We start from the raw sequence: 25914 nt of genomic DNA, 5'->3' as shown, positions 1-25914 counted from the left end.
CATGACGATGATCCACACCGGCGACGGGCCGGGCGGCATCAGGCTCCATGTGCAGCGCCTGGCCCCTGCCCACGGCCGCCCGGCCACCGCCACCGCCGTACTCCTGCACGGGCTGCTCACCGACAGCCTGGCCAGTTACTACTTCACCGTTGCCCCGGGCCTCGCCGCCGCCGGGACAGATGTGGTCATGTACGACCAGCGGGGCCACGGACGCAGCGAGCGCCCGGCCGACGGGTACCAACTCGACGCGTTCGTCACCGATCTGGAGCGGCTGCTCGACCGACTGGAGATCACCGGCCCGGTTCATCTGGTCGGCAACTGCTTCGGCGGAACGGTGGCCTTCGAGTACGCCATCCGCCACCCGGAGCGGGTGGCCGGCCTCTCGGTGATCGAAGCCAAGCCGGCCACCGAAGCCTGGGCGGCGGAGATCACCGGGATCCTCCGGCGTATCTCCACCGAACTGGTCGCGCACGAGGCCGAAACGCTGGCCTGGATCACTGCTCACCAAGGTGCGCACACCGCCCGGCTGGCGAAGTCGGCGGCCCGGCTGGTGCGTACCACCTCCCTCGCCCAGGAGGTCCCGGAAAGCCGACTGCTGAGCGAGGATCAGGTCAGGGCGGTGTGCTGCCCGGTGCTCGCCGTCTACGGCGCCGACTCGGAACTCGCCGGGGAGGTCCGGTGGTTGGAGGCGCTGCTTCCCGGCACCCGTTCGGTCGTCGTCCCGGGCCACGGACACTCCGTGCTGGCCGAGGCGCCCGCGCAGGTTCTCGACCTCCTCCTGTCATGGATCCGCGAGCCGGGCGGCATGCCGCCCGGCCTTGCCCTGGCGGAGGCTGACGCGCGGTGAGCCGCTTCCTCTTCGTCGTGCCGCCCCTCGTCGGGCACATCAATCCGACCATCGGCGTCGGGGCGGAACTGGCTGCCCGCGGCCACCAGGTGGCCTGGGCCGGAATGCCGGAGTTCGTCGGACAGCTGACGGGGGACGGGGCGGTGGTCTTCCGCTGCGCCGGGCAACGGCTCGGTGAGGGCGGTGCCGTCCGCCCGCCGGATGTGCGAGGGCCGGGCGCGCTGAAATTCCTCTGGGAGGGGTTCCTGGTGCCGCTCGCGGAGGAGATGGCCCCGGGTGTGCACGCGGCGGTCGAGGCGTTCCGCCCGGATGTGCTCGTCGCCGACCAGCAGACCGTCGCCGGCGGTCTGATCGCCGAACGGCTGGGCGTGCCGTGGGCCACGTCGGCCACCACCTCGGCCGAGTTCACCGGAGCGCTCGACGGCATGCCCAAGATCGACGCCTGGCTCAGCGGGCTGCTCCATGAGCTGCGCGGCCGCATCGGCGACCCGGCCGCCACGGCCGACCCCCGCTTCTCGCCGCACCTGGTGCTCGCCTTCACCACCGAGGAACTCGCCGGCCGGGCCTCCCGGGCCGGCGAGCGTATCCGCTATGTCGGCCCGTCGATCGCCGCGCGCCCCGTGGCGCCGGACTTCCCCTGGGAGTGGCTCGACCCCGCGCGCCCCACGGTACTGACCACCCTCGGCACCGCCAACGCCGACGCCGGGGCACGGTTCCTCGCCGAGTGCCGAGAGGCCGGGCGCAGCCGCGCCGACCGCCTGCAGATGGTGATCGTCGACCCGGCCGGTTCGCTCGGCACTCCGCCCTGCACCCCGGCCGGCCCGGAGGACAAGGACATCCTGGTGCTCCCGAGCGTCCCTCAACTGTCCTTGCTCGAACGCGTCGGCGCCGTCGTCTGTCACGCCGGGCACAACACCGTGTGCGAGGCCCTGTGGCACGGCGTCCCGCTGGTCGTGGCGCCCATCCGCGACGACCAGCCCGTCGTGGCCGCGCAGGTGGTGGACGCCGGGGCGGGCATCCGGGTCAGGTTCGGCAGGGTCAGGGCGCCACAGCTCGGCGAGGCGCTGGACACCGTCCTCCACGAGCCGGGTCTCCGCACCGCGGCCGAGCGCGTCGGGGCATCCTTCCGCGCCGCGGGCGGCGCCGCCGCAGCCGCCACCCACCTCGAGCAGCTGGCCGTCGAAGCCGCCGCCGAAGGCCCCAGGGAGAAGCGATGAGCAGCAGCACCGACGGACGACCCGAAGAGCCCGCGACGGCCGGCCGCGCCGGGGCCGTCTCCGCGCTGCGTCCGGGCTACCAGGCCGAGTTGGCCCAGGGCACCGAGCGGTTCTTCGAGCCGCGGCGGGACGACTGCCCGTGGTGCGGCTCGGGCCGGCTCCGGGAACGGCTTCGGACGTCCGATCTCTTCCAGCACAAGCCGGGCCGCTTCCTGCTCGACCGGTGCCTGCAGTGTGGTCACGTCTTCCAGAACCCCAGACTGAACGCCGAGGGCCTGGAGTTCTACTACCGGGACTTCTACGACGGGCTGGGGGAGAAGAGTCTCGGCGGCGTCTTCGCCGGACGGCAGAAGATGTACCGGCAACGCGCCGAGTCTCTGCGGCCCTTCGCCGAACGCCCCGGGACCTGGCTGGACGTCGGCACCGGGCACGGCCACTACTGCGAGACGGCCCGCACCGTCTTCCCCGGCACATCCTTCGACGGGCTCGACCTCAGCGCAGGCGTCGAACTTGCCGAGCAGGCCGGCCGGGTGGAGCGGGGAATCCGCGGCAGCTTCGTCGACCTGGCCGAAAGACTGGGCGACGGCTACGACGTGGTGAGCATGTTCCACTACCTCGAACACAGCACCGAGCCCAGAGAGGAACTCCGGGCGGCACGGCGGACGATCCGCCCCGGGGGCCATCTGCTGATCGAAGTGCCCGACCCGGAGAGCCGCTGGGCCCGGCTGCTCGGCCGATGGTGGCTGCCGTGGCTCCAGCCACAGCACCTCCACTTCATCCCGGTGGCCAACCTCCGCCAGGAGCTGGCCGAACTCGGTTTCACCGTGGTCGCGGAGCAGCACGCCGAGCCGCATGACCCGGTCGACCTGCTCGGTGCCGTATGGCTGCTGCTGGATGCCGTCGCCCCGCCGGAGGACGCTCCCTGGCTGGCGACGCCGCCGACCCGGCTCCGCCGTCTGCTGCGCACCGCGACTCTGCTGGCGGGCGTTCCCGCTCTTCTCGCCGCAGCCCTGCTGGACCGGCTCCTGGTCAAGCCCTTGGCACGCCCGTGGGGCCTGGCCAACGCCTATCGGGTGGTCGCCCGGCGGGACTGACGGTTCTCAATCCCCAGGGGAAATCGGCTCTTCCGCTATTTTCTCGTCCGGCCATTGCGGCTGCGACTCCCGTTTTCCCGGGGGTAGTTGAACATTCCATGTCTGTGGGGAAGGGGAATGCCCTCGAGAGCGCGAATGCTGTCCCCGGCGGCGTCCCCCGCTGGTCATCTCTTCGCAGGTGGGACGGCAATCACCGTCCCGCCGTCCCAAGATCCCCGCTCCCGGTTGTGCGGCCCTGACGCCTCCGGCGATTGTGCGGGCACATTGACGCCTTACATCAAGGGAGGGCAATGCCCAGGCCAGAAAGAGTGATAGATCCATCGGCCGGCACCGTGCAGCGGTTCGCCCATGAACTGCGTGAGCTGCGAAGGGATGCCGGAAGACCTTCTTACCGAAAAATGGCGGAGTCCGTTCACTACTCGGCCGCGACCCTCGCCGAGGCCGCTCGGGGACTGCAACATCCCTCTCTGGCCGTCACGCTGGCCTATGCCGAGGCGTGCGGCGGAGACGTGGACCTGTGGGAGAAGCGGTGGCACGCGGCCGCCGAGGAGATCGCGAACGAGCCGGAATCCAGGGGCTCACCTGTGAAGACCGAGGCTCGGCAGGCCCAGCGGGACGAGGCGGGGGACGCCGCGCCGCCGCCTGTCGCGATCTCCGTGGCCCACCGGGCACAGCTGGAGGCGTGGCGGCCCGCCCAGGCGTTGCTCGTCGTCGGTGCGGCGTCCGCCGCCATCGCCATCGTGGCCGCGATCGTGGGCTTCGTCGTGGGGGCGGCGGTGGTGTCCGATTGACCTGCCCCCGCAGCCCGCACGGTTGACAGGTTTTATGCGGGACGCCCTTGAAAGAAGCCGCCATCCCTCCCGCCGGATTCCCATACCGCTGACACGTTTTTGTGGCTAGCTTTTCGCTCGGTTCAACCCGCACTCCAGGTTGAGTAATAGTCGAGGAGGAACGAATGGCAACCATGTTGCAGAAGGTGAACGCCAGCGAGGAACTGCGTTCCGCCGCCTCCGGTCTCGCGGACGTGGAGAGTCTGTCCGCGAGCGAGCCGGTGCTCGCCACCCCCGCGGCCGTGGCCGCAGGCGTGACCGTCACCGCCGCCGCGTTCGGCGGGGGCATCGCGGTCAGCTGGGCCGTCAACGACTGATTCGTCCGAACCAGATCTGAATCCATAGAAAGCCAAGGAGAAGTAGATGTCTTCTGTCCTGGAGAAGGTGAACGCCAGCGAGGAGCTGCGTTCGGTTTCGATGCACTCGGCGGAGTCCGAGTGGATCAGTGCGATGAGCCCGGTGCTGGCCACCCCGGCCGCCTTCGCCGCGGGTGTCGCCGGCGCAGCCGCCTCGGCCGGTGCCTTCGCGGCCGGCGTGGCGGTCGGACAAGCGGTTTTCGGCTGAAGTCCCCGCCGCCGGGCGGTATCGACGCGCAAGCGTATGCGTATGACCGCCGTTGATTCCGGACGGCACATGAAGATCGATGGTCGGGGAAAGGAACGGGAACAGCAGTGGGGTCGGCAATTTCCTCAATCGCGAGGAGAGTGTTCTCCTCCCCGGCCATCGGTCGGAACACGGCCCTGACCGCCGGAGAGCAGATCAGCGCGATGACGCACCTCGTCAGCAGCCTGGAGCTCCTGGTCACCGAGCGGGACCGGCGCGAGGGCGGGCTGAACAACTGGGACCTGGCCCGGGAGAACTTCGCGGCGGCGCCACCCGTGGTGCGCAAGGCCCTCGACTTCATCGCGGACCGGAGAACCACCAGGATCATCCACGGCGCCCGGGCGGCCGCCGCCGCGTCGCTGCTCCTGCCGGGCACGCACCGGAACCACCGTGCGGCGGCGAACGGCTTCCTCGCGCTGTCCGCCCTTGCCACCTATCCTCGCCACCACTACGGCACCGACGGCTCGGACCAGCTCTCCTTCCTCGTACAGACCGCGTCGACCGTCGCCCGGATCGGCGAGCGGCAGCCCAGGATCGTCGACGCCTGCCTGTGGTACATCGCACTGCAGTCGACGATGTCCTACGCGATCTCGGGATACGTCAAGGTCGTCAGTCCGACCTGGCGCACCGGCGCGGCGCTGCCCGGAATCATGCGCACCGAGACCTACGGGGACGCGCAGGTCTTCCGGCTCATCCAGCGCTACCCCCGGTCCTCCAAGATCCTGGGGCACGCGGTGCTCGCCATGGAGTGCGCCTTCCCGGCGGTGTTTCTGGCGAAGGGCAGGGCCGCCGCCGCGCTGTTGACCGCGACCGGGGCCTTCCACCTGGTCAACGCCCGCGTGATGGGTCTCGGTCGGTTCGTCTGGGCGTTCGTGGCGACCTATCCGGCCGTGCTGTACGTGACCCAGCGCCGCGAGCTTCCCGGAGGCGGGCGATAAGCGGCAGGAGCAATATCCTTCCCCGCGTCGCGGGAGGGCTGCTGGGCGTCACGTGCGCGACGGGAGTCGCGGCCCAGTTCCTGCGCCACCGCGAGGTGCTGCGCGGTACGCGGGACGAGGAGCTCTTCGAGACGAGCGCGGGCAACCTGCTGGCGTACCGGTTCACCGGGACGGACCGCCAGACGGCGCCCCTCGATCCGGTCGTGGTCTTCGAGACGGGCCTGCTGTCCACCTCGGAGCACTGGGTGTGGCTCCGGCGCGCGCTGGCCCGCGACCACCCGGTGCTGTCGTACAACCGCGCCGGCTACGGCCGGAGCGAATACCGGCGGACGGATCCGTTCACGCTCGGCGCGGCGGTCGCCGACCTCACCGACCTCGTACGCGGGGTGGCCGGTGAGCGCCCCGTGGTGCTCGTCGGCCACTCGCTCGGCGGGTATCTCATCGTGCGGGCGCTCGAGTCGCTGCGCGACATCGCCGTCGGCGCGGTGCTCATCGACCCGAGCCACCCGGCCGAGCTGCACAGGTCGCAGTCCCAGGCCGAGGGCGCCCGGACCCTCACCTTCGCGCTGTCGCTTATGCCGCAGTCCATCCGCCTGGGCCTCGGCGCGCTGCTCCCGCCCCCGGAGTGGCTGGCCTGGCTGCCCGCGGACACGCGGGCGCTCGCCCTCGCCCAGTACCGCGACCGGAAACTGTGGCAGGCGGGCCGCCGCGAATGGCGGGCCGCCTATGCCGAATTCCTCAACCACGACGGAATCCTTCCCAAAATCGGTGTTCCGCTGCGCCTGGTCGCCGCGACCAGGACGCACCACAAGGACAGGGCCCAGGCGGAACTCCACGCGGAACTCGTGGCGTCGGCGCCGAGCGGCGACCAGCACTGCATCGACGATGCCGAACACGACGAACTGCTGCTCAACCAGCGGCCGGCAAGCGAGATCTCCGCGCTGATCGGCGCATTCGTCACCCAGCTCAGGACAACGGACGAGGGGCGGTGATGCCGATGCCCGGAAGAGGCAGGTCCGTGCCGGGGAAGGGGGCCGCCGCGGCCCGCGCGGTGGAGTTCGCTTTCGCCTCGTGGCTCGTGGTCACGCTGCTGAGCCAGCATCCGCTCCGGACGTTCGACCGGCTGCGCAGATACGACCACGTCGGCCTGCTGATACCGAACTGGAGGTTCTTCGCCCCCGAGCCCGCCAGACACGACTTCCATCTGCTGTTCCGGACCCTGTCGGTCACGGACGAGGAGTCACCGTGGAAGGCGGCCTCCCGGATCCACGAGAGGAAGTGGCGGCAGGTCGTGTGGTTTCCCGGCCGGCGCCAGGAAAAAGGGGTCTTCGACACCTGCAACGAGATCGTCGGAGTGGTGGGGAAGAAGGACGTGAAGATCGTTGACACCGCCGTGTACCGGTTGCTTCGCGACTTCGTGATCCGCCGGATCAGGGAAGAGGAGGACGAACGGCATGCGGCGATCAAGGGATTCCAGTTCCTGGTGGTGCAGTACAGCGGCCACGACGATTCGGAAGATCCCCAGTACGCCTTCATCTCACCGTTCGTACCACTGAATTCGGCAGGTATCGCATGACTCAGGTCGACGACATCGGATACGGCCGCCAGTTCGCGGCATTCTACGACCAACTGTTTCCCAAGGACGCCTCCGCGGACAGCACGGCCGGCACACTGGCCGCCTTGGCCGGTGACCGCGGTGCTCTCGAACTCGGGGTGGGCACCGGCCGGATCGCGATCCCGCTCGCCCGGCGGATCGGCACGGTCGTCGGGGTCGACTCGTCCCCCGAGATGCTCGACAGGCTCCGCCGCGATGCGGAGCACGCGGGTGTGGATGTGACGGCGGTCCACGCCGATCTGCGCACCTATACCGATGAGCGCGTCTACGACCTCGTGTACTGCGTCTGCGGCACGCTGTCGATGGTGCTGGACGCCGGGCAGCAGAAGGAGGCCGTTCGGCACGCGGCGGACCGGCTCGCTCCCGGCGGCCACCTGGTCATCGAGACGCACAACGCCCCCGGCATCCTGGCGATGGCCGAGGGAAAGCGCACCGCCACCTTCTTCGTCCCGTACGGCGAGCCGAACACCGGCCTGTTCACCTCGTGGATGATCGATGCGCAGGCGTCGCTGTGGCAGGCCTCCCACATCTGGTTCCACCAGGGCGAGTTCCGGATCGGCACCGAGCTGAGCAGGCTGACCACCCCCGCGGAGATCGACGGCTACGCCGCCGGCGCGGGCCTGGAGCCGGTCGGTCACCACGCGGACTGGACAGGCGGCCCGTACGCCGAGGAGGGGCCCATGTTCGTGGCGACCTACCGGAAGCCGGAGCAGAGCCGGTGAGCGCGGGCGAGAGCACCCAGGGCCTCGACATCGTCGGCCTCGTCAAGGCCTACGCGGACAAACCGGTGCTGCACGATGTCGGCTTCTCCGTACCGGCGGGGCGGATCGTGGGGTTCGTCGGAAGCAACGGCGCCGGCAAGAGCACGACCATGCGGATCGTGCTCGGCCTGACCTCGGCGGACTCCGGACGGGTGCTCGTCGACGGCGAGCCCATCGGCGTCAGGGAACGCAAGCGCATCGGCTACATGCCGGAGGAGCGCGGCCTCTACCCACGGATGCGCGTCCTGGAGCAGTTGACCTACCTCGGCCGGCTGAGCGGCTTCTCCGCGGAGGAAGCGGGCGAGGCTGCCAGGCAGTGGACCGGGCGGCTCGGACTCGGGGCGGCCGGGCAGGCCAGGCTGTCCGAGCTGAGCCTCGGCAACCAGCAACGGGTTCAGCTCGCGGCGGCCCTGCTGCACGATCCCCGGATGCTCATCCTCGACGAGCCCTTCTCCGGGCTCGACCCCACCGCGGTCGGTGTCATGAGCGACGTGCTCAAGGAGCAGGCGGCGCTGGGCAAGCCCGTGCTGTTCTCCAGCCACCAACTCGATCTCGTGGAACGGCTCTGCGACGAGGTGGTCATCATCTCCGGTGGCCGCATCGTGGCGTGCGGGTCGGTCGGCGCACTGCGGGAGAGCGAGCCCGTGAGCTACCGGATCGTCGGCGACGGGATGACGCCCGGATGGACCGCGAGCCTTGAGGGAGTGACCGAGCTCGAGTGCGAGCACAACGCCTGCCGTGTCGAGATCGAGAGGGGCCGTGACCAGGAACTGCTGGCCGCGGCCCAGTCCCTCGGACCCGTCCGCGAGTTCACCCTCGCCCAGCCCAACCTGACCGATCTCTACCGAGACGTGGTGAACTCCGATGGCCCCGAGCGAACCTGACCATCTCTCCGCGCCCACGTCCGTACGGCTCGTGGCCTCGCGGGAGCTGCGCACCCGGCTGCGCTCCGCGGGTTTCATCGCCGGCACTCTGCTGACCATGGCGATCGTCGCGATACTCGCGCTGCTGCCGAGCTTCTTCGGCGGCGACAACGGCAAGTCGGTCGCGATCGTCGGGCTGTCCACGCGTCAGAAGGCGGCACTGACGGCCCAGGGAGCTGCGGGTGAGCAGGTCGGGATCCGCGAGGCCGGGAGCGTGGCCCGAGCGCGTGGCCTGTTCGACGCTGAGGACGTCGACGGCATGGCCGTCGTCAACGGCGCGGATGTGACGATCACCGTGCGGCAGACGTCCGACCGGGCCTTGGCCGACTGGCTGACCGCCCGCCTGGAGCGGCAGGCGTTCACCGACGAACTGCGGCGGCAGGGCGCGGACGTCGAGGCACTGGCCGTCCACCCCCAGGTCCACTTCACCACCACCGACTCCGGTGACGAGCAGCGCGTGGTCCTGGCCTATGTCGTCTCGCTCATGCTGTTCAGCCAGATCGTCGGCTCCGGCGGCTCGGTCGCGCAGGGCGTCGTGGAGGAGAAGAGCACCCGGGTGATCGAGATCCTCCTCGCCAAGGTACGCCCGACTCCGCTGCTGATCGGCAAGGTTCTCGGGATCGGCGCGGTCGGCCTGATCCAGCTGCTCGCCGTGGCGGCCGCGGGTGTCGTGACCGCTTCGGTTTCGGGCGCGTTGGCCATCGAGTCAACCATCCTGCGGGTGGCCGGGGCGAGCCTGGCGTGGTACCTCCTCGGGTTCCTCTTCTACGGCTTCGTCTACGGGGCCGTGGGCTCGATGGTCTCCCGCCAGGAAGAGCTGGCAGGCCTGACGATCCCCCTGCAACTGGTCAACACCACGGCGCTGGTCATCGCGGTGATCGGGCTGCAGGACATCGGTGCGGGCTGGCTCGCCGCGTTCAGCTACATACCGCCGTTCTCCGCCATTCTCGTCCCCCTGCGGATGGCCGGAGGCGTGGCTTCCCCGGCCGAGATCGTGCTTCCCGCGGTGATCCTGCTGGCGGTGACGGCGTTCGTAGTCTGGTTGGGCGGGGTCATCTACAACCGGTCGATCCTGCATACCGGCAAGCGCATGAAGATCACGCAGATCCTGCAGAACGTCTGACAGCGGCACGGCGAACCGAAGGGCTCCACCTGTGACACCGAACGCCAAGCTGATCGAACTGCGGACGTTCCGACGGCTGATGAGGGCCCGGCCACTACTCGCCCGCGGCGGCGTCGTGCTCGTGTGCCTCGGCGTGGCGCTGCTCATCGTCGTCCCCGACCGCACGGTGCGCACCCTGCTCGGCCTCGGCGCGGTGTTCACCGGCCTGTTCTTCTGCACGGCGGGTTTCGGGCTGCTCTTCCTGCCGATGGGGCCCCGGCGCGACTCCCGCGTCACCGGGGCGCCGGTGGCAGGGCGCTGGATGGTGGTCAACAGCCCGGGCAGCGCGGTGCCGAGCCACGGCATCCACTCCCTCGCCCAGACCTTCGCCGTGGACATGGTCCATGTGCCCGAAGGCGTTCCCGGGCGCGGCGAACCCGCGGAGAAGGGCCTGATCGCCCGCGAGAAGTTCCCGTCCTTCGGGCGACCGGTCTACGCACCGGCCGACGGGGAGGTCGTCGCCGTCCACGACTCGGCGCGGGACCACAGGGCGCGCACCGGCCCTCTCGGTCTGGCCTGCATGTTCGCCGAGGCGATGGTCCGCGAAGCCGGCGGGGCACGGATGCTGTTCGGCAATCACATCGTGCTCGACGTGGGCGAAGGAGCGTACGCGGTGCTGGCCCACCTCAGGAAGGGCACGGTCACGGTACGGGCAGGGGATGCGGTCCGCTCCGGCCAGCAGGTCGCCGAATGCGGCAACTCCGGGAATTCCAGCGAACCCCACATCCACTTCCAGTTGATGGACCATCCGCGTGCGAGCCGTGCCGTCGGCATCCCGTTCGCGTTCGCCGACATCAGTGTGGAGGACGGACGGGGCACGTGCGTTCCGGCGAACGACAAGACACTGGTGGCTCGTGAACCGCAGGCCGGATGCGGGTAGCCGCGCGCGATGATGGGATCCGGCGGTGCACCGGACGTGGCTGCGGGCCGCTGATCCGGTCTTCGCCGAGCCGTGAATCAGGGCGCGCCGCGGGTCGCCCGCGGAGAGGGACTGGCCGTCTCGTACGCCTCGTTGCACGTCCAGGCACGGAAGTCCTTGGTACGCGACCACAGCCGGCGTGCCGCGCGGATGTTCCACTCGGGGTCCAGCGCCTGCAGCCGCGTTCCGCCCAGCTCTCTCAGGGCGCGGTCGGAGAGCTGGAACACGCCCCAGTTACGCGTCCCGTTGGAGTTGGCCAGACTGAAGAGCGCATCGAGATGCGACTGGCAGCGCGCGATCCCGACTGCCCGATCCGGTTCCTCGGCGAAGACCTCCCGGATCCGGCGCTCCAGCCGGGGCGCGGACCACGGCCGCAAGCGCACCTTGCCTTCGTAGAGAGCCCGTTTGGTGCGCTCGTCGACGATTCCGTTGGGATTCAGTCCGGCGAAGAGCTGGAAGACGATCACCCGCATCTGAGTGACCGGCCCGAACATGCCGTCGATGTCCAGCGAGGCCCCCGCCTTGGCCAGAAGCTGCTGGGTCTCCCGTACACACGCATCTTCCTCGCCCATGCTCAACACGACAGGGCATGTGGTGCTCAACAGCAGTTTCCCTGAAGAGCCGGTTTTCGGGTCACCGGCCGGATGCGCCGGATCCTCGCCCGCCCCCGGTGTGAAGGCCACGGCCAGCGTGACGAAGGCCACCAGGGCGAGCGCCAGTCCACCGGTGATCAGCCATCGCGTGGGGTCTTCGAACTCCCGCACCGGCGGGCGGGACGGTGCGGGCTCCGCGACTTCTCCGGCCCGTACTCCCGCCCGTTCTTCGGTCCGTTCTCCGGCCGCTTCTTCGGTCCGCGTGGAGTGCTCGGCGGCCGACGCAGGCTCGTCTGCCGCACCGTTGCCCGGTGCGCCCTGCAGGCTCTGACCGGTTCGCGACTGGCGCCGGCGCCACTCCGCATCCGCGAGGACCCACAGTTTGTGCAGCTCGGCTAACTCCTCGGGAGTCGCCCCGCACACCCTGGCGATGCGCTCCGCCGAGGTGTACTCATGGGGAACGCCCGCGCCCGAGCAGTAGCGGTGCAGGGCCGAACCGCTCAACCCGGTCCGCTTCGCCAGGGCCGCGTAGCTACGGTTGGTCCGGGTCTTCAACTCGTGCATCAGCGCGGCGAACTCGGCCACGTCACCGGATGCCGGCACTCCCCCTCCCTCGGGTGGAAGCAGCGATTTACGGCAATGGATCCTTCCCGACCGCCTGCAGTACGTCAACGTTGACGTTCATGCTCCTTCGAATGGCCGTCCCCAGCCTCGGCCGAGTGCGCAGTCCGCCCCAACTGGCCGACCTGGAGCGGCACTTCACGCGTGCCGGACAGACCCCGCTGTCGCCATCCGCGTCCGCCCGGGGCCCGGGATCTCCCCGGAGCCGCGCGCGATCAACTCGGTCGGGATCACGAAGGTACGGGGAGGCTCATCGAGCCCGGCGACGCGGTCGAAGAGCCTGTGGGCCGCTGTCCGCCCCATGGCGGCCGGGTCGTGCGCCACGACCGTGACCGGCGGGCTGAGCAGGTCGGCGGTCTCGAAGTCGTCGAAGCCGACCAGGGCGAGACGGTCCCGCACACCGGCTTCGTGGAGCGCCAGGAGAGCGCCCGTGGTGCACACGCTGTTCAGGGTGAACAGCGCGGTGGGAGGGTCCGCCGAGCCGAGCAGCGCGGCGGTCGCGGCCAGCGCCGCCCGGATGTCCTCGACGCCCAGACGTACGAGGTCGTCGCCGACAGGAGTTCCCGCACGGTGCATCGCCTCGCGGAAGCCGCGAACGCGCTCGTCGACCGTGTACTGCCCCGCGGCCGCCCCGATGACGGCCGTCCTGTGGTGGCCGTGTCGCAGCAGGTGCTCGGCGACTCCGGCGCCCGCCGCGGCGTCGTCGGCGAGGACGGTGTCCGCGGACAGCCTCCGGGGCGGGCGGTCGACGAAGACGAGGGGGATGCCCGTCGCCTGCTCGGGGGCCAGGAAGGAGTGATCGTCGCCGGTCGGAACGATGAGCAGACCGTCGAGCCGCCGCGACGACAGCATCTGCAGGGTCTCCTTCTCCCGGCCGGCAGTGCGGGTGTTCGCCGTGACCACCACCGAGTTCGCCTGCGCCGCCACTTCCTCGACCCCGCGGACGAGCTCCCCGAAGAAGCGCGTCGCCGAGTGCTTCAGCGCCAGGCCCACCACACCTGAACGTGTGCCCTGGCGCAGGTTGCGGGCGAGATCATTGCGGCGGAAGCCGAGTTCCCGGGCGACATCGGTGATCCGCTGGGCGGTGGCGGGGGAGACCCCCGGCTCGCCATTGAAGACGCGGGACACGCTCTTGATACTCACGCCGACCCGGCACGCGATGTCCTTCATGGTCGGCCTTGAGGACCTCGCCTCCTGCATGCGTATGCACCCTCCGCCTCGGCGTGAGCCTATCGCGACACATCCGGCGATGATCAACCCGCCTTGACGGGCCCGTGAGACCTGTGCCCGCGTCAACGACGCACGTCATGGATGATGCATCCCGGGGTGAGAGCGTGTCCATGCCGCCCTGACCGGTGCGGTGCGAGGGCCCATCGTTCCCTGCGGCTTGACGCCGACGACTACTGAGCGTGGTTGCCCGCACGTCAGCCGCCCACTCAGGCGATCGGTGCAGGTCAGAGGCTTGCGCCCAGAGGACCGGCGCAGGAGCCGTAGGCAGTCAGGCGGCCGGGCGGGGCCAGTGGTCCAGGTCGCCGCCGCGCCACTCGATGAGCGTCCGGTCGTTGAGCGAGACCTCCGCCGGATCGAGTCCTGCCGCGCGCAGGAACTCGGCGACGTCCCCGCGGCCGTGGGCCAGCCCCACGATCTGGCCGTGCACGGTCACGCGCCGCCCGCCGGACGGGGACGGCGGGTGCACGATCACGGGCGGGTGCTCGGCAGCCATACGTCCAGGGTGCTGCGGGACGCGCCGTGCCGCATCCCGGTCGGGAGAGCCGGGAGCGGGCGCGGCGGGGAACCACGGCCGACGGTTGACCTTCTCCCTGGGGGAAGCCTCAGCATCGCGGTGGCCGGGCGATGTGTCCGGCATGGAGAAGGTGGTGGTGAGTATGGCGCTGCTGACGATCGGGGTCTTCGCGCGGGCCGCGCGGCTCTCGCCGAAGGCGCTGCGCCTGTACGACGAGCTCGGGCTGCTGACCCCGGCCCGCGTCGACCCCTCGTCCGGCTACCGGCTCTACGATCCGGCTCAGCTGGAGCAGGCCCGGCTCGTGGCCTGGCTGCGCCGCCTGGGCATGCCGCTGACGCGGATCCGGGCGGTGTGCGGACTGGAGCCGGGCGCGGCGGCCGCCGAGGTCGCCGCGTACTGGGTCCAGGCGGAACGCGACACCGCCGCCCGCCGGGATCTCGCCGCCTTCCTCATTGACCATCTGTCCGGGAAGGACAACGCGATGACTTCTGCCCGCAGCACTTCCGGAACGTTCGGCATCCGCTACGCCTCGGCCTCCCACACCGGCACCGTCCGCGAGCGGAACGAGGACACGGCCTACGCGGGCCCGCGGCTCCTCGCCGTGGCCGACGGCTTCGGCGGCGGGGAGGCCTCGAAAGCTGCCGGCGCTGGGAGCGCTGGGAGCGCTGCGAGCGCGCCCACCGGTTCGACCGTCCGCACGCCCGCCAGCGCCGTCGCCATCGACGCCCTCAAGCGGCTCGAGACCGGCGACGCCCCGCTCGGCGATCTCCTCAACGCCCTTGAGGAGGCGGCCCGCCAGGCCAACGACACCGTCAGCGAGCTGGCCGGGTCCGACCCGGCCCTGGCGGGTGTGGGCACCACGCTCACCGCGATGCTGTGGTCCGGCTCCCGGCTGGCCCTCGTCCACATCGGTGACTCGCGCGCGTATCTCCTCCGCGATGGGCGGTTCTTCCAGATCACGCTCGACCACACGCTCGTCCGGTCAATGGTCGACGAGGGGCGCATCACGGCAGAGGAGGCCGCCTCGCACCCGCAGCGGGCGCTGTTGCTGCGTGCCATGGGCGGCGGCGGAGAGTTCGCCCCCGACCTGGGCGTACGCGATGTGCGCGCCAGTGACCGCTATCTGCTGTGCTCGGACGGCTTGTCCGCCGTGGTGGACGCGGAGGAGATCCGCCGCGTCGTCGGCTCGACGCCTGAGCCCGCCGACGCGGTCCGGGCGCTGATCGACGCGGCCATACGGGCGGGCGGGCCGGACAACGTCAGCTGCGTCGTAGCCGATGTCGTGACGGATGTCGTGGCCGATGTCGTGGCCGACGCGGTGGCAGACGGGGTGGAGCAGGCCGGGCCGCCGGTGCTGACGCCGTAGGCTTCCCGCATGGTTGTCCGCAGGATCGAGGCCGTGGCGTTCGACATCGGGGAGACCCTCGTATGCGACGACCGCTACTGGGCATCGTGGGCCGAATGGCTCGGCGTTCCACGGCATGCCCTGTCCGCGCTGGTCGGGGCGGTCGTCGCGCAGGGGCGGGACAGCGCCGACGCCATCAGGATCGCGAAGCCCGGCGCCGACGTGGCCGCCGAGTACCGGGCGCGGGAGGCCGCCGGGCACGGGGAGCGGCTCGAGGAGAGCGACCTGTACCCGGACGTCAGGCCCGTCCTGTCGGATCTGCGGCAGGCCGGCGTGCGGGTCGTGATCGCCGGGAACCAGAGCGCGCGCGCCGCCGAGCTCCTGCGCGCGCTCGACCTCCCGGCCGACGCGATCGCCACCTCGGGGGAGTGGGGCGCCGCCAAGCCGGAGCGCGAGTTCTTCGACCGCGTGGTCGGCCTCGCGCAGGCCGTTCCCGAGCGGATCGTGTACGTCGGCGACCACCCCGCCAACGACGTCGGCCCCGCGAAGGCCGCCGGGCTGCGGGTCGCGCACATCCGCCGCGGGCCCTGGGGCCACCTGTGGGCGGGGAGCGCGGCGTCCGCGGCGGCGGACTGGCACATCGGCTCGCTCGCCGAACTCCCGCCGCTCATCGAGGAGTAGCCCGGCCCGCTCGCGGAACTCCCCGCGCTCGTGCCGAATAGCAGCGCCCGACTCCGTTCCGCACAGGTTCACACCGGGTGTGAAGCGCGCGCATGCAGATAATTGCGCGCACACCCTCGGCACGTGCCGCTCCGCGCGGTTCACTCGAGTCCTGGGCCGCCTCTCCCCGCTCCGCGGCCCGCCCCGCCCCCGTCGCGTCCCCCCTCCCTCCCAGCGGCGAGGGCGGGGGTCGATGCGTTTGCTGCACCAGCGAACCCATGCCCCGCCCAAACTCCGGACTCCTGTGGGCCGTTCGTCCAGCAAAGCTTGGAGGTCTCCCCGGAGTTACTTCGCCCCGGACTCCGGCTGCTCGACTCCGCCGCCCGGGGGCGGGTCGGTGGGTGGGGTGGTCTGGTCGGTCGGGGTGGCGGGGGCGGACGGGGTCTGGTCGCCCGCGGGGGGCTCACCGCCGCCGGCCGGCGGCGTGGAGGTGGGGTTCTGGGCGGGCCCGGACGCGGAGGGCCGGCCGCCAGGCTGCTGCGGAAGGTCGCGCCCGCTCTTGCCGTCCGACGGCGGCGAGGCGGTGCCGTCGCCCGCGGCGGCGGACGCGTCGGATGCGGACGGCGAGGCCGATGTCGCGGACGGGCTCGCGTCGGCCTCCTCCCCGTCGGACGAACCGGCGGCGCCGCCGCGCCCCGCCGCGCCGTCCCCGGACTCCGCCTGCCCCTCGCCACCGCCGATGGGCGCGGTGGCGGGGACCCCCGGCAGCGGGAGCAGGGTCCGGGGAGCGATGGGCGTCGCGCCGGCCAGGCTCAGTACGAGACCGGTCGCGTAGAGGGTGCACACCGTCCCGGCGACCCACCAGGCGCGCCGTACGTACCTGGTCCGGCGGGCGGGTACGACCGCGGCCCGTGCACGCGTACGCCCGGGGTCGGTGGTCGCGGCGGATCCCGGTTGTTCCGGTTGTTCCGGTTCCTGAAGTCTCTGCTGTTGCTGCGGCTGCTGCGTGCGCTGCGGCTGTTGTGCTCGCCGCGGGCGGTCGAGTGCGCGGGCGTCCTGGTCGGCCGACGGACTGCCGGGCTCGGGCTGCGGCCACGCGACGGCTTCGCCGTACGGCTCGGTGGGGACCTTCGCTGCGGCGGGAGGCTCCTCGGGAGAGGGCTCCGACGGGGTGTGCCTGGAGAGCATGCCGCAAGGTAGCGCGCAGTCACCTCCCAAGGAGGGAGATTTCCGCACTCAGTCGAAGTGTCGCCCCAATCGGTCATATTCAACCGCAAGTTCGATGCCTTGCCTGGCTGAGGACTCGACCGGGACCTCGGCCGCGGCCTCGACGGCGAGCCCGAGTTCAGCCGCCACACGACCGGCCCCCTCGACCGCTACCCCGACCGCGGCCTCACCCACGGCCGATGTACGGCATGGCCGTCGCCATCACCGTCGCGAACTGCACGTTCGCCTCCAGCGGCAGCGACGCCATGTGCAGCACCGTCCGCGCCACATCGGCCGCGTCCATCACCGGCTCGACCGCCAGCGTCCCGTTCGCCTGCAGCGTCCCGGTCTGCATCTGCTCGGTCATCTCCGTCGCCGCGTTGCCGATGTCGATCTGCCCGCAGGCGATCCGGTACTTCCGCCCGTCCAGTGACAGCGACTTGGTAAGGCCGGTCATCGCGTGCTTCGTCGCGGTGTACGCGATGCTGTTCGGGCGCGGTACGTGAGCCGAGATCGAGCCGTTGTTGATGATCCGTCCGCCCTGCGGGTCCTGGTTCTTCATCAGTCGGTAGGCGGCCTGTGCGCAGAGGAATGCGCCGGTGAGGTTGACCTCCACCACCGACCGCCAGTCCTCGTACGCCAGTTCCTCCAGCGGCACCGGCGGACCGAAGCTGCCCGCGTTGTTGAAGAGCAGGTCCAGCCGCCCGAAGTGCTCGCGGACCGCGCGGAAGAGTGCGTCCACGTCCTCGGGCCGCGTGACATCGGTCCGCACGGCGAGGACGGGCGCACCCTCCCGCGCGAGCGCCGCCGTCGCGTCGAGCGCTTCCGTGCGGCGGCCCGCGAGCGCCACCGCCCAGTCCGCGCGGGCGAGTTCGAGGGCGACGGCCCGGCCGATCCCCGACCCGGCGCCCGTCACCACGGCGACCTTCCGCGCCGCATCCGCCGCGTTCGCCCCGTCCGCCTGCCCCAAGTTGATCTCCGTCATGGGGCGCAGGGTACGCGAGACAGGCCGGGCGGAAGCGCTGCCGCCCGAGGAGTGCCCGAGCCACCCGTCGGCCTGACGGGCCATTGCTTCTGCGACGGATTGCCCCCGAACGCCCCAAGTGGACGCGAAGCTCACCGAGTCGACATGTGTGTGTAGTGCACGCGACAACGACCCGCCGTCCCCCGTCACTGCAATTCCCCACGACAACACCCGTATGGGGAGGGTCAGATGACCGACACGTCCTACCAGCAGGCGTACCAGCAGGAGCTCCGTGCCGCCGCCGCGCACCTCGGCCGGCGTCGCTTCCTCACCGTCACCGGCGCCGCAGCCGCGCTCGCCTTCGCCACCAACCTGCCCGGCAGCGCCCAGGCCGCGGATGCCGATGCCCGCAAGGCCATCACCGCCGACCCGTTCACCCTCGGCGTCGCCTCCGGCGACCCGCAGCCCGGCTCCGTCATCCTGTGGACCCGGCTCGCCCCCAGCCCGTACGAGCCCGGCAACGGCCTGCCGAACGCCCGGATCGAGGTGGGCTGGGAGATAGCCCACGACAGCCGGTTCACGCGCATCGCCCGGCGCGGCACGGCCACCGCCCACCCCGAGTTCAACCACACCGTGCACGTCGAGGCCGCGAACCTCGGCAGCGACCGCGTGTACTACTACCGCTTCCGCGCCGGGAAGTGGATCAGCCCGGCAGGCCGCACCCGCACCGCCCCGGCGCCCGGCGCCCGCCCCACCGACGTCAAGCTCGCCGCCGTCTCATGCCAGGCGTACCACGACGGCTACTTCACCGCGTACAAGCACCTTGCGGCCGAGGACCTCGACGTCGTCTTCCACCTCGGCGACTACCTCTACGAGTACGCGGTCAACGCCGCCGGCGGCGCCCGCGCCTACACCGACCGCACGCTGCCCGCGATCTTCAACCGCGAGACGGTCACGCTCGAGGACTACCGGCTGCGCTACGCGCTCTACAAGAGCGACCCGGACCTGCGTGCCGCGCACGCCGCGCACCCCTTCGTCGTCACCTGGGACGACCACGAGACCGAGAACAACTACGCGGACGACATCCCCGAGAACGACGTCCCGCCGGAGGAGTTCCTGATCCGCAGGGCCGCGGCCTACCGCGCGTACTGGGAGAACCAGCCGCTGCGCCGCCCGCAGCAGCCCTCGGGCCCGGACATGCAGCTCTACCGGCGGCTGCAGTTCGGCACGCTCGCGCAGTTCGACATCCTCGACACCCGCCAGTACCGCTCCGACCAGGCGTACGGGGACGGCTGGGACGCCCCTGGCCCGGAGTCCGACGACCCGTCGCGCACCCTGACCGGGGCGACGCAGGAGCGCTGGCTGATCGATGGCTGGCACGCCTCGGACGCGCTGTGGAACGTGGTGCCCCAGCAGGTCGTCTTCTCCCGGCGGCGCAGCGACGCCACCGACGCCTTCAAGGTGAGCATGGACGCGTGGGACGGCTACGCGGCCTCCAGGGAGCGGGTGCTCGCGGGGGCTGAGGCGGCCGGGGTGGACAACCTCGTCGTGCTGACCGGGGATGTGCACGTCTCGTACGCCCTCGACATCAAGCGGGACCCCGACAACCCGAACTCTCGTACCGCAGGCACGGAGTTTGTCGCGACGTCCATCAGCAGCGGCAAGGACGGCGCGGACAAGCCCGCCAACTGGGACACCTTCATGGCGGCGAACCCGCACATGAAGTGGTACAACGGCCGCCGCGGCTACACGAAGATCACCCTGGGCAGGGACGCGGCCCGCGCGGACTACAGGACCGTCTCCGCGGTGACCACCCGGGGCGCCCCGGTCACCACGGCGGCGTCCTTCGTCACGGAGGCGGGCAACCCGGGCCTGAAGCCGGCGTAGTGGCCCCTGCCGGGCTGTGGGCATTCGTGCCGCCCGCGGAATGAATGCCCACGACCCGGCCACCGGGCCGCAGCCGGATCCATCCACTGATGAATTGCTGAGAGCATGGGCAAGGATTCAAGGAGGTGGAGAGCCGCATGCCGGAGACCGGCCCGTCCAGACCGGAAGAGAGACCCGTCCAGACATCGCAGCAGGCCGAGCCGGGCGGTTCCGCCCGTTCCGGGGAGGGCACCCCGCGCTCACAGCGGCGTACCAGTCTGCTCGTCACGCTGATCCTCGGCGGGCTGACGGCGCTGCCGCCGCTCTCCATGGACATGTATCTTCCGGCGCTCCCGGAGGTCACCGAGTCGCTGCGCAGCCCCGCCGCGACCGTGCAGCTCACCCTCACCGCCTGCCTCGCGGGCATGGCGCTCGGCCAGCTGGTCGTCGGCCCGATGAGCGACCGGTGGGGCCGCCGCCGCCCGCTGCTCGCCGGGATGGTCCTCTACGTCGTCGCCACCGCCGTCTGCGCCTTCGCGCCGACCGTCGGGCTGCTCATCGCGTTCCGGCTGGTGCAGGGCCTGGCCGGGGCGGCCGGGATCGTGATCGCCCGGGCAGTCGTGCGCGACCTGTACGACGGCGTGGCCATGGCCCGGTTCTTCTCCACGCTGATGCTGGTCTCCGGCGTGGCCCCGATCGTGGCTCCGCTCATCGGCGGCCAAGTGCTCCGGATCACGGACTGGCGCGGCGTCTTCTACGTCCTGGCCGGCATCGGCCTCCTGCTGACCCTCGTCGTGGCCCGGTGGCTCAAGGAGACGCTGCCGCCCGAGCGGCAGCACAGCGGCGGCCTCGGCGCGACCCTCCGCACGGTGCGCGGCCTGCTCGCGGACCGGGTCTTCACGGGCTACGTGCTCACGGGCGGCTTCGCCTTCGCCGCGCTCTTCGCGTACATCTCCGCCTCGCCGTTCGTCGTCCAGGAGATCTACGGCGCCTCCCCGCAGACGTACAGCCTGCTCTTCGGCCTCAACTCGATCGGCCTGGTGAGCGTCGGGCAGCTCAACGGCAAGGTGCTCGTCGGCCGGGTCAGCCTCGACAAGGCGCTGGGCCTGGGCCTTGCCGTGATCACGGCGGCGGCGGTCGCGCTGCTGCTGATGGCCTCGGGCGTCTTCGGGCGGGTCGGGCTCGCGCCCATCGCGGCGGGGCTGTTCGTGCTGATGTCGGCGATGGGCCTGGCGCTGCCGAACACCAACGCGCTGGCCCTGATGCGCACTCCGCATGCCGCGGGCTCCGCGTCCGCCCTGCTGGGCACGTCCTCGTTCCTCGTCGGGGCGGTCGCCTCGCCGCTGGTGGGGATCGCGGGCGAGGGCACGGCGGTGCCGATGGCGGTCGTGCAGGTGGTGTGTGCGGTGGCGGCCGTGGGCTGTTTCCTGGGACTGTGCAGGCCGTGGAGGCACGAGGACGCAACGGGCGGAATGAGCGGAACGGGCGGAACGGGCGGAACGGGCGGAACGGGCGGCTGAGCATGCCGGGGCGGCTGAGCGTGCCGCGCCTGCGCGGAGGCACCCCGGCGGAGGCCGGCCTCGACGCCGCACAGCTGGACCTGCTCGTACGCGAGGTGCGGCGGCTGCCGGAGAGCCGCCCGGAGGGCGAGGACCCCTGGTGCGCGGGCGCGGTGGTGCTGGCCGGGCGCGGGTCCGTCGTGGCGGTAGAGGAGGCGGCGGGCTGGGCGGTCCGGTACACGGCCTACGACGAGGAGGCGGACCGCGGCGTCGAGCTTCCGCGGGAGCGGAGGGTGCCGATGCGCACCGGCACACTCTTCGACCTGGCCTCACTGACCAAGCTCTTCACGGCGGTCGCGGCCGTGCAGCAGGTGGAGCGCGGCGCGCTGGACCTGGACCGGCCGGTCGCGGCGTACGTCCCCGGCTTCGGCGCCGCGGACAAGGCGGCCGTGACCGTACGGCAGCTTCTCACTCACACCTCGGGCCTCCGGCCCGAACTGCCCCTGTACGAGCGGGAGGGGCGCGCAGCGCAGCTCGCCATGGTGTGGGAGGACGCACCGCTGACCGCGCCCGGCACGGCGTACTGCTACTCCGACCTGAATCTGATCGCCCTTCAGGCGGTGCTGGAGGGGGTGTCGGATCGACCGCTGGACGAGCTCGTGCGGGAGGGCATCACCGGGCCTCTGGGCATGGCGGCGACGGGCTTCGGCCCGGTCGGTGCGGTGGGTGTGGCCGGTGCGCGGGCGGTGGCCGCCACCGAGGACCAGCGCAGGCCGTGGGCGAAGCTCGACCGCGGCATGCTGTGCGGCGAGGTGCACGACGAGAACGCGTACGCGCTCGGGGGCGTCGCGGGCCACGCGGGGCTGTTCTCCACGGCCGGTGACCTGGCGGTGCTGTGCCGGGCGCTGCTGGGCGGCGGCACGTACGGCGCGGCGCGGATCCTGACCCAGGAGTCGGCGGACGCGCTGCTGGACCCGCCGGGGCTCGGCTTCGGGATCGACCAGCCGTGGTTCATGGGCGAGCTCGCGGGCCACGGGGCGGCGGGCCACACCGGCTTCACGGGCACGAGCCTGATCCTCGACCGCGCCACGGACACCTTCCTGATCCTGCTGGCCAACACGATCCACCCCCGTCGCCGCCCCGCGAACAACGCCCCTCGAGCCATGGCCGCCACGCGCCTGGCCCGCGCGGTGCGGGCGCAGACCGAGGGGTTGGCCTAGGGCGCGGCCACCCGGGCTCGCCTGCAGCCGAATGCCCACACCCGACTGGGTGCCGGCAGCGTCGGGGCCAATCCCAGGGCGTGGGCGGCGGCCTGGGCTGTGGAGGGAGTGTCTCGGGCGGCGCCTAGACTCGGGGGAATGCATTCCCCCGAGTCCATCCGTCCCGGCGTCGCCGCGCCGCCCGCCGTGCCGGAGGCGTTGCGGGCCGGGCTCGCGCGGCTGCTCGACGGGCTGCCGCCGCGGCAGGCCGCGCAGGCCGTCGAGCGGCTGATCGCCAACTACCGGGGACGCACCCCGACCGACGCGCCCGTGCTGCGCGACCGCTCGGACGTCGCCGCGTACGCCGCGTACCGGATGCCCGCGACCTTCGAAGCCGTCCGGGCCGCGCTCGCCGCCTTCCGCGAGCGGCTGCCGGACTGGACCCCGGGGAGCCATGTGGACGTAGGCGGCGGCACCGGCGCGGCGACCTGGGCCGTGGCCGGGGCATGGCCGGAGGGGGAGCGGCGGACGACGGTCCTGGACTGGGCCGAGCCCGCGCTCGCGCTCGGCCGCGAGCTGGCCGCGGACTCCGGGCAGCCCGCCCTGCGCGGCGCCGAGTGGCGCCGCCAGGCGATCGGCGGCGGCCTCGCGCTGCCGGACGACACGGACCTGGTCACCGTCTCGTACGTGCTGAAGGAGCTCCCGGAGGACGGCCGCAGGGCGGTCGTCGACGAGGCGGCGCGCGCCGCGCAGGCCGTACTGCTCATCGAGCCGGGCACACCGGACGGCTACCGGCGCATCGCCGAGGCCCGGGACCGGCTGATCGCAGCCGGGCTGCGGGTCGTCGCACCGTGCCCCCACAGCGCCGCGTGCCCGATCGAGCCGGGCGCGCCAGGCCCCCCGGAGGCAGGCCCGCCCGGACGGAGTCCGGGGGAGAAGCGAAGCGGAGACTGGTGCCACTTCGCGGCCCGTGTCGGCCGGTCCTCCCTCCACCGGCAGGTGAAGGGCGGCTCCTTGCCGTACGAGGACGAGAAGTTCAGCTACGTGGCGGCCGTGCGCGGGGCGGCCGCGTTGGGCATTGGCGTCCCCTCAACCGCGGGCACGGGTGCGGGCACGGAGGCGGCCGCCCGCGTGGTGCGGCACCCCCAGCTCCGCAAGGGCCAGGTCCTGCTGGACCTCTGCACGCCGGGCGACGGCCTGCGCCGCACGACGGTCACCAAACGCCAGGGCCCGCTCTACCGGGCCGCGCGCGACGCGCAGTGGGGCGACGCGTGGCCGCCAAGGGGCGAGGCGGGGCAGGCCGGGTGCACCTGAGCGAGCCCCGCCGGGCCGGCCGCGGCAGCCGGGCCCTGCTACCCCATTCGCAGCTCCATCGTGCAGCACTTCACGCTGCCACCCCCCTTGAGCAGCTCCGACAGGTCGATCCCGATCGGCTCGTAACCCCGCTCCCGCAGCTGGTCGAACAGCCCCACCGCCGCCTGCGGCAGCAGCACGTGCAGGCCGTCGGACACCGCGTTGAGGCCGAGCGCCGCCGCGTCCCGGTCGGTCGCGATGATCGCGTCGGGGAAGAGCCGGGCGAGTACGGCGCGGCTGCCGGGCGAGAACGCGGCCGGGTAGTACATGACGTCGTCCCCGCCGAGCGCACAGAGCGCCGTGTCGAGGTGGTAGTAGCGCGGGTCCACCAGATCCAGGCCGATGACCGGGCGGCCGAAGAACTCCTGGGCCTCGGGGTGCGACAGCGGGCTGCTGCGGAAGCCGCGGCCTGCGAGCAGCCAGGAGCCGGTGACCGCGAAGTCCCCCTCGCCCTCGTTGACGTGCTCCGGCTCGCGGATCTCGGTGAAGCCCTGGGCGCGGAACCACTCGCGGTGGATCGCGGCCTCCGCGGCGCGCTGCGGGTGGGCGAAGCGGGCGCCGAGCACCCGCCCGTCGACCACGGTCGCGCCGTTCGCGGCGTAGACCATGTCCGGCAGGTCGGGCCGGGGCTCCAGGACCTCGACGGTGTGGCCGAGCGCGCGGTAGCGGTCGCGCAGGTCCTCCCACTGGGTGAGGGCGAGCGCCAGGTCGACCGGCTTCGACGGGTCCATCCAGGGGTTGATGGAGTACGTGACCTTGAAGTGCGCGGGTGGGCACATCAGGTACCTGCGGGGGGCGAACGATGGGCGCAAGGAGGCTCCTCACGTGTGTGACGGGGGCGCAGAGGCGAGCTGCCCGCGCGCTCACATGGTGCCCCCTAAGGCTCTCCCGTCACAGTGATTCGTTCGGGTGGCTTGCGGAATCCCGGGAAAACGTCAGGCGTCGACGCGGTTCTCCCGCGCTTCCTCCCGGCATTCGGTACGCGCTCCGCGGGGTGTCACCCCGCCGCAGCGGTCGGCACCCGCTGCAGCCGTCGGCCCCGCTGAGGTCCTCAGCCCGCTGTAGTCCTCAGCCCTCGCCGAGGCCCGCGCGTACCGACGCCCGTACACGCGCGCGTGCAGGCGCCGCCGCCAGCCGCCCCGGAGCGTCCGTGATGATGCCGTTGCAGCCGATTCTCAGTGCGCGGTCCCGGTCGCCCGGTGTGTTCACGGTGTGGGCCCACACCCGGGGGATGCCGGACCCGGCCGCCCGCCGCAGGTCCGCGTCCCGCGCCTCGTGGTCCACGTCCAGCAGTGCCACGAAATCGCGCCACCGCTCGGGCCGGTCGTGGCGCATCTGGTCCGCCGAGCGCCACAGCTGTGCCATCAGCCCCATCCGGTGCGCCCGCCGGGCCACGGACGGCCGGTTGGTGTTCACGAACACCGAATGGGCGAGTCCGCGCTCCTGGATCAGCCGGGCGAGGCCGGGCAGGCTCGCCGGGTCCTTGGCCTCCACCATGAGCACCGCCCTCCCGCCGAACCGGTCCAGCACCTCGGCCACCGTCGGCGGACGCTCGGGCCGCCACCTTCCCGGCCGCCACCGCTCCGGCAGCCACGAGCCCGCCCGCAGCCGCAGCCGCCGCCACTCGCGGCGGGAGAGACTCCGCACCTGCCCCCGCCGGCCGGTCGTACGGTCCAGGGTCGGGTCGTGCATCACCACCAGCGTGCCGTCCCGCAGCATCCGTGAGTCGACGTCCAGCACCTGGACGACGCCGCTGCGGAGCGCCGCCGCCAGCCCCGCCATGCTGTTCTCCGGCACCTCGAGTGCCCCGCCGCGGTGCGCCACGTAGACCGTCTCCGGCAGCCTGCCCGCGGAGGGCCCGCGGCCGAACTCGAGGGGAGTGACCGGCCCCGCCAGGGAGATCGAAAGGACCCCCGCCAGCAGCGACCTTGTGACCATGAAGACAACGCTAGGTC

Annotated in this window: 26 protein-coding genes; 19 read left to right on the top strand and 7 right to left on the bottom strand. The window is 71.9% G+C overall.

Annotated elements, in window-relative coordinates:
• Window position 1: 1 nt before the first annotated feature.
• From ACTWP8_RS00735 to ACTWP8_RS00675, 13 genes are all read left to right on the top strand, one after another.
• Window positions 2-847 (top strand): alpha/beta fold hydrolase, encoded by an 846-nt coding sequence (locus ACTWP8_RS00735; protein WP_443320174.1) that lies wholly within the window; start codon window positions 2-4, stop codon window positions 845-847.
• Window positions 844-2064 carry a glycosyltransferase gene (locus ACTWP8_RS00730; protein ID WP_443320173.1) on the top strand — a complete coding sequence of 407 codons (1221 nt, stop codon included), beginning with the start codon at window positions 844-846 and terminating at the stop codon, window positions 2062-2064. Before ACTWP8_RS00735 ends, ACTWP8_RS00730 begins: the two co-directional genes overlap by 4 nt.
• Window positions 2061-3158, top strand: coding sequence for a class I SAM-dependent methyltransferase (locus ACTWP8_RS00725; RefSeq protein ID WP_443320172.1), 1098 nt, complete (start codon window positions 2061-2063; stop codon window positions 3156-3158). Before ACTWP8_RS00730 ends, ACTWP8_RS00725 begins: the two co-directional genes overlap by 4 nt.
• Window positions 3159-3556: 398 nt before the next feature.
• A complete protein-coding gene (locus ACTWP8_RS00720; protein ID WP_443320171.1) occupies window positions 3557-3949 on the top strand; it encodes a hypothetical protein in 393 nt (130 codons plus the stop codon).
• Window positions 3950-4113: 164 nt separating this feature from the next.
• A complete protein-coding gene (locus ACTWP8_RS00715; RefSeq protein ID WP_443317995.1) occupies window positions 4114-4305 on the top strand; it encodes a hypothetical protein in 192 nt (63 codons plus the stop codon).
• Window positions 4306-4351: 46 nt separating this feature from the next.
• Window positions 4352-4552, top strand: a complete 201-nt coding sequence (locus ACTWP8_RS00710) for a hypothetical protein (RefSeq protein ID WP_443317994.1) — start codon at window positions 4352-4354, stop codon at window positions 4550-4552.
• A 140-nt stretch (window positions 4553-4692) separates the two neighbouring features.
• The gene (locus ACTWP8_RS00705) at window positions 4693-5529 is read left to right on the top strand and encodes a hypothetical protein (protein WP_443320170.1); all 837 of its coding nucleotides are present in this window, start codon (window positions 4693-4695) and stop codon (window positions 5527-5529) included.
• Window positions 5530-5624: 95 nt separating this feature from the next.
• On the top strand, window positions 5625-6521 hold the full coding sequence (locus ACTWP8_RS00700; protein WP_443320169.1) for an alpha/beta hydrolase: 897 nt from the start codon (window positions 5625-5627) through the stop codon (window positions 6519-6521).
• Window positions 6522-6607: 86 nt separating this feature from the next.
• Window positions 6608-7105, top strand: a complete 498-nt coding sequence (locus ACTWP8_RS00695) for a hypothetical protein (protein ID WP_443320168.1) — start codon at window positions 6608-6610, stop codon at window positions 7103-7105.
• Entirely contained in the window at window positions 7102-7866 is a 765-nt protein-coding gene (locus tag ACTWP8_RS00690) for a class I SAM-dependent methyltransferase (protein WP_443320167.1), read from the top strand. Before ACTWP8_RS00695 ends, ACTWP8_RS00690 begins: the two co-directional genes overlap by 4 nt.
• Window positions 7863-8789, top strand: a complete 927-nt coding sequence (locus ACTWP8_RS00685; RefSeq protein WP_443320166.1) for an ABC transporter ATP-binding protein — start codon at window positions 7863-7865, stop codon at window positions 8787-8789. The genes ACTWP8_RS00690 and ACTWP8_RS00685 overlap by 4 nt, the downstream gene beginning before the upstream one ends.
• Window positions 8770-9951 carry an ABC transporter permease gene (locus tag ACTWP8_RS00680; RefSeq protein WP_443320165.1) on the top strand — a complete coding sequence of 394 codons (1182 nt, stop codon included), beginning with the start codon at window positions 8770-8772 and terminating at the stop codon, window positions 9949-9951. The genes ACTWP8_RS00685 and ACTWP8_RS00680 overlap by 20 nt, the downstream gene beginning before the upstream one ends.
• A 31-nt stretch (window positions 9952-9982) precedes the next feature.
• The gene (locus tag ACTWP8_RS00675; protein WP_443320164.1) at window positions 9983-10870 is read left to right on the top strand and encodes a peptidoglycan DD-metalloendopeptidase family protein; all 888 of its coding nucleotides are present in this window, start codon (window positions 9983-9985) and stop codon (window positions 10868-10870) included.
• A 77-nt stretch (window positions 10871-10947) separates the two neighbouring features.
• Here the strand turns inward: ACTWP8_RS00675 and ACTWP8_RS00670 are convergent, their stop codons facing one another.
• The 3 genes from ACTWP8_RS00670 to ACTWP8_RS00660 form a co-directional block, all read right to left on the bottom strand.
• Entirely contained in the window at window positions 10948-12105 is a 1158-nt protein-coding gene (locus ACTWP8_RS00670) for a helix-turn-helix domain-containing protein (RefSeq protein WP_443320163.1), read from the bottom strand.
• 156 nt (window positions 12106-12261) lie between these two features.
• Complete coding sequence (locus ACTWP8_RS00665) at window positions 12262-13323, bottom strand: LacI family DNA-binding transcriptional regulator (protein WP_443320162.1); 1062 nt, start codon at window positions 13321-13323, stop codon at window positions 12262-12264.
• A gap of 298 nt (window positions 13324-13621) precedes the next feature.
• Window positions 13622-13846: a hypothetical protein gene (locus ACTWP8_RS00660; RefSeq protein WP_443317984.1), complete on the bottom strand. Its 225-nt coding sequence runs from the start codon at window positions 13844-13846 to the stop codon at window positions 13622-13624.
• Between the two features lie 163 nt (window positions 13847-14009).
• On the opposite strand from ACTWP8_RS00660, the gene ACTWP8_RS00655 reads away from it, so the two are divergent.
• Together ACTWP8_RS00655 and ACTWP8_RS00650 are read left to right on the top strand one after the other, a co-directional pair.
• On the top strand, window positions 14010-15233 hold the full coding sequence (locus ACTWP8_RS00655; protein ID WP_443320161.1) for a MerR family transcriptional regulator: 1224 nt from the start codon (window positions 14010-14012) through the stop codon (window positions 15231-15233).
• Between the two features lie 9 nt (window positions 15234-15242).
• Window positions 15243-15893, top strand: coding sequence for an HAD family hydrolase (locus ACTWP8_RS00650; protein ID WP_443320160.1), 651 nt, complete (start codon window positions 15243-15245; stop codon window positions 15891-15893).
• Between the two features lie 324 nt (window positions 15894-16217).
• Here ACTWP8_RS00650 and ACTWP8_RS00645 read toward each other — a convergent pair whose 3' ends face one another.
• The gene (locus ACTWP8_RS00645) at window positions 16218-17060 is read right to left on the bottom strand and encodes a hypothetical protein (protein ID WP_443320159.1); all 843 of its coding nucleotides are present in this window, start codon (window positions 17058-17060) and stop codon (window positions 16218-16220) included.
• Window positions 17061-17265: 205 nt separating this feature from the next.
• Window positions 17266-18063 carry an SDR family oxidoreductase gene (locus ACTWP8_RS00640; protein ID WP_443320158.1) on the bottom strand — a complete coding sequence of 266 codons (798 nt, stop codon included), beginning with the start codon at window positions 18061-18063 and terminating at the stop codon, window positions 17266-17268.
• A 228-nt stretch (window positions 18064-18291) separates the two neighbouring features.
• On the opposite strand from ACTWP8_RS00640, the gene ACTWP8_RS00635 reads away from it, so the two are divergent.
• The 4 genes from ACTWP8_RS00635 (at window position 18292) to ACTWP8_RS00620 (ending at window position 23920) form a co-directional block, all read left to right on the top strand.
• Window positions 18292-19929 carry an alkaline phosphatase D family protein gene (locus ACTWP8_RS00635; protein WP_443320157.1) on the top strand — a complete coding sequence of 546 codons (1638 nt, stop codon included), beginning with the start codon at window positions 18292-18294 and terminating at the stop codon, window positions 19927-19929.
• A 137-nt stretch (window positions 19930-20066) separates the two neighbouring features.
• Window positions 20067-21428 carry a Bcr/CflA family multidrug efflux MFS transporter gene (locus ACTWP8_RS00630; RefSeq protein WP_443320156.1) on the top strand — a complete coding sequence of 454 codons (1362 nt, stop codon included), beginning with the start codon at window positions 20067-20069 and terminating at the stop codon, window positions 21426-21428.
• A 2-nt stretch (window positions 21429-21430) separates the two neighbouring features.
• Window positions 21431-22627: a serine hydrolase domain-containing protein gene (locus ACTWP8_RS00625; protein ID WP_443320155.1), complete on the top strand. Its 1197-nt coding sequence runs from the start codon at window positions 21431-21433 to the stop codon at window positions 22625-22627.
• 138 nt (window positions 22628-22765) lie between these two features.
• The gene (locus ACTWP8_RS00620) at window positions 22766-23920 is read left to right on the top strand and encodes a small ribosomal subunit Rsm22 family protein (protein WP_443320154.1); all 1155 of its coding nucleotides are present in this window, start codon (window positions 22766-22768) and stop codon (window positions 23918-23920) included.
• Window positions 23921-23958: 38 nt separating this feature from the next.
• Here ACTWP8_RS00620 and ddaH read toward each other — a convergent pair whose 3' ends face one another.
• Window positions 23959-24771, bottom strand: a complete 813-nt coding sequence (gene ddaH, locus ACTWP8_RS00615) for a dimethylargininase (RefSeq protein ID WP_443320153.1) — start codon at window positions 24769-24771, stop codon at window positions 23959-23961.
• Window positions 24772-25027: 256 nt separating this feature from the next.
• Window positions 25028-25897, bottom strand: a complete 870-nt coding sequence (locus ACTWP8_RS00610) for a glycerophosphodiester phosphodiesterase (RefSeq protein WP_443320152.1) — start codon at window positions 25895-25897, stop codon at window positions 25028-25030.
• Window positions 25898-25914 lie beyond the last annotated feature (17 nt).

Source organism: Streptomyces sp. 7N604 (assembly GCF_052245475.1).
Taxonomy (GTDB): Bacteria; Actinomycetota; Actinomycetes; order Streptomycetales; family Streptomycetaceae; genus Streptomyces.
Note: the sequence above shows the minus strand (reverse complement) of the source record. Positions and strands in the feature narration are given on the sequence as shown.

Excerpts from the sequence above, each read along its gene's own strand:
- ACTWP8_RS00725 (WP_443320172.1), top strand. The coding sequence starts at position 2,061 with ATGAGCAGCAGCACCGACGGACGACCCGAAGAGCCCGCGACGGCCGGC.
- ACTWP8_RS00630 (WP_443320156.1), top strand. The coding sequence starts at position 20,067 with ATGCCGGAGACCGGCCCGTCCAGACCGGAAGAGAGACCCGTCCAGACA.
- ACTWP8_RS00715 (WP_443317995.1), top strand. The coding sequence starts at position 4,114 with ATGGCAACCATGTTGCAGAAGGTGAACGCCAGCGAGGAACTGCGTTCC.
- ACTWP8_RS00645 (WP_443320159.1), bottom strand. The coding sequence starts at position 17,060 with ATGCTCTCCAGGCACACCCCGTCGGAGCCCTCTCCCGAGGAGCCTCCC.
- ACTWP8_RS00710 (WP_443317994.1), top strand. The coding sequence starts at position 4,352 with ATGTCTTCTGTCCTGGAGAAGGTGAACGCCAGCGAGGAGCTGCGTTCG.
- ACTWP8_RS00620 (WP_443320154.1), top strand. The coding sequence starts at position 22,766 with ATGCATTCCCCCGAGTCCATCCGTCCCGGCGTCGCCGCGCCGCCCGCC.
- ACTWP8_RS00665 (WP_443320162.1), bottom strand. The coding sequence starts at position 13,323 with ATGCAGGAGGCGAGGTCCTCAAGGCCGACCATGAAGGACATCGCGTGC.
- ACTWP8_RS00625 (WP_443320155.1), top strand. The coding sequence starts at position 21,431 with ATGCCGGGGCGGCTGAGCGTGCCGCGCCTGCGCGGAGGCACCCCGGCG.
- ACTWP8_RS00735 (WP_443320174.1), top strand. The coding sequence starts at position 2 with ATGACGATGATCCACACCGGCGACGGGCCGGGCGGCATCAGGCTCCAT.
- ACTWP8_RS00680 (WP_443320165.1), top strand. The coding sequence starts at position 8,770 with ATGGCCCCGAGCGAACCTGACCATCTCTCCGCGCCCACGTCCGTACGG.
- ACTWP8_RS00720 (WP_443320171.1), top strand. The coding sequence starts at position 3,557 with ATGGCGGAGTCCGTTCACTACTCGGCCGCGACCCTCGCCGAGGCCGCT.
- ACTWP8_RS00640 (WP_443320158.1), bottom strand. The coding sequence starts at position 18,063 with ATGACGGAGATCAACTTGGGGCAGGCGGACGGGGCGAACGCGGCGGAT.
- ACTWP8_RS00650 (WP_443320160.1), top strand. The coding sequence starts at position 15,243 with ATGGTTGTCCGCAGGATCGAGGCCGTGGCGTTCGACATCGGGGAGACC.
- ACTWP8_RS00660 (WP_443317984.1), bottom strand. The coding sequence starts at position 13,846 with ATGGCTGCCGAGCACCCGCCCGTGATCGTGCACCCGCCGTCCCCGTCC.
- ACTWP8_RS00635 (WP_443320157.1), top strand. The coding sequence starts at position 18,292 with ATGACCGACACGTCCTACCAGCAGGCGTACCAGCAGGAGCTCCGTGCC.
- ACTWP8_RS00610 (WP_443320152.1), bottom strand. The coding sequence starts at position 25,897 with ATGGTCACAAGGTCGCTGCTGGCGGGGGTCCTTTCGATCTCCCTGGCG.
- ACTWP8_RS00655 (WP_443320161.1), top strand. The coding sequence starts at position 14,010 with ATGGCGCTGCTGACGATCGGGGTCTTCGCGCGGGCCGCGCGGCTCTCG.
- ACTWP8_RS00690 (WP_443320167.1), top strand. The coding sequence starts at position 7,102 with ATGACTCAGGTCGACGACATCGGATACGGCCGCCAGTTCGCGGCATTC.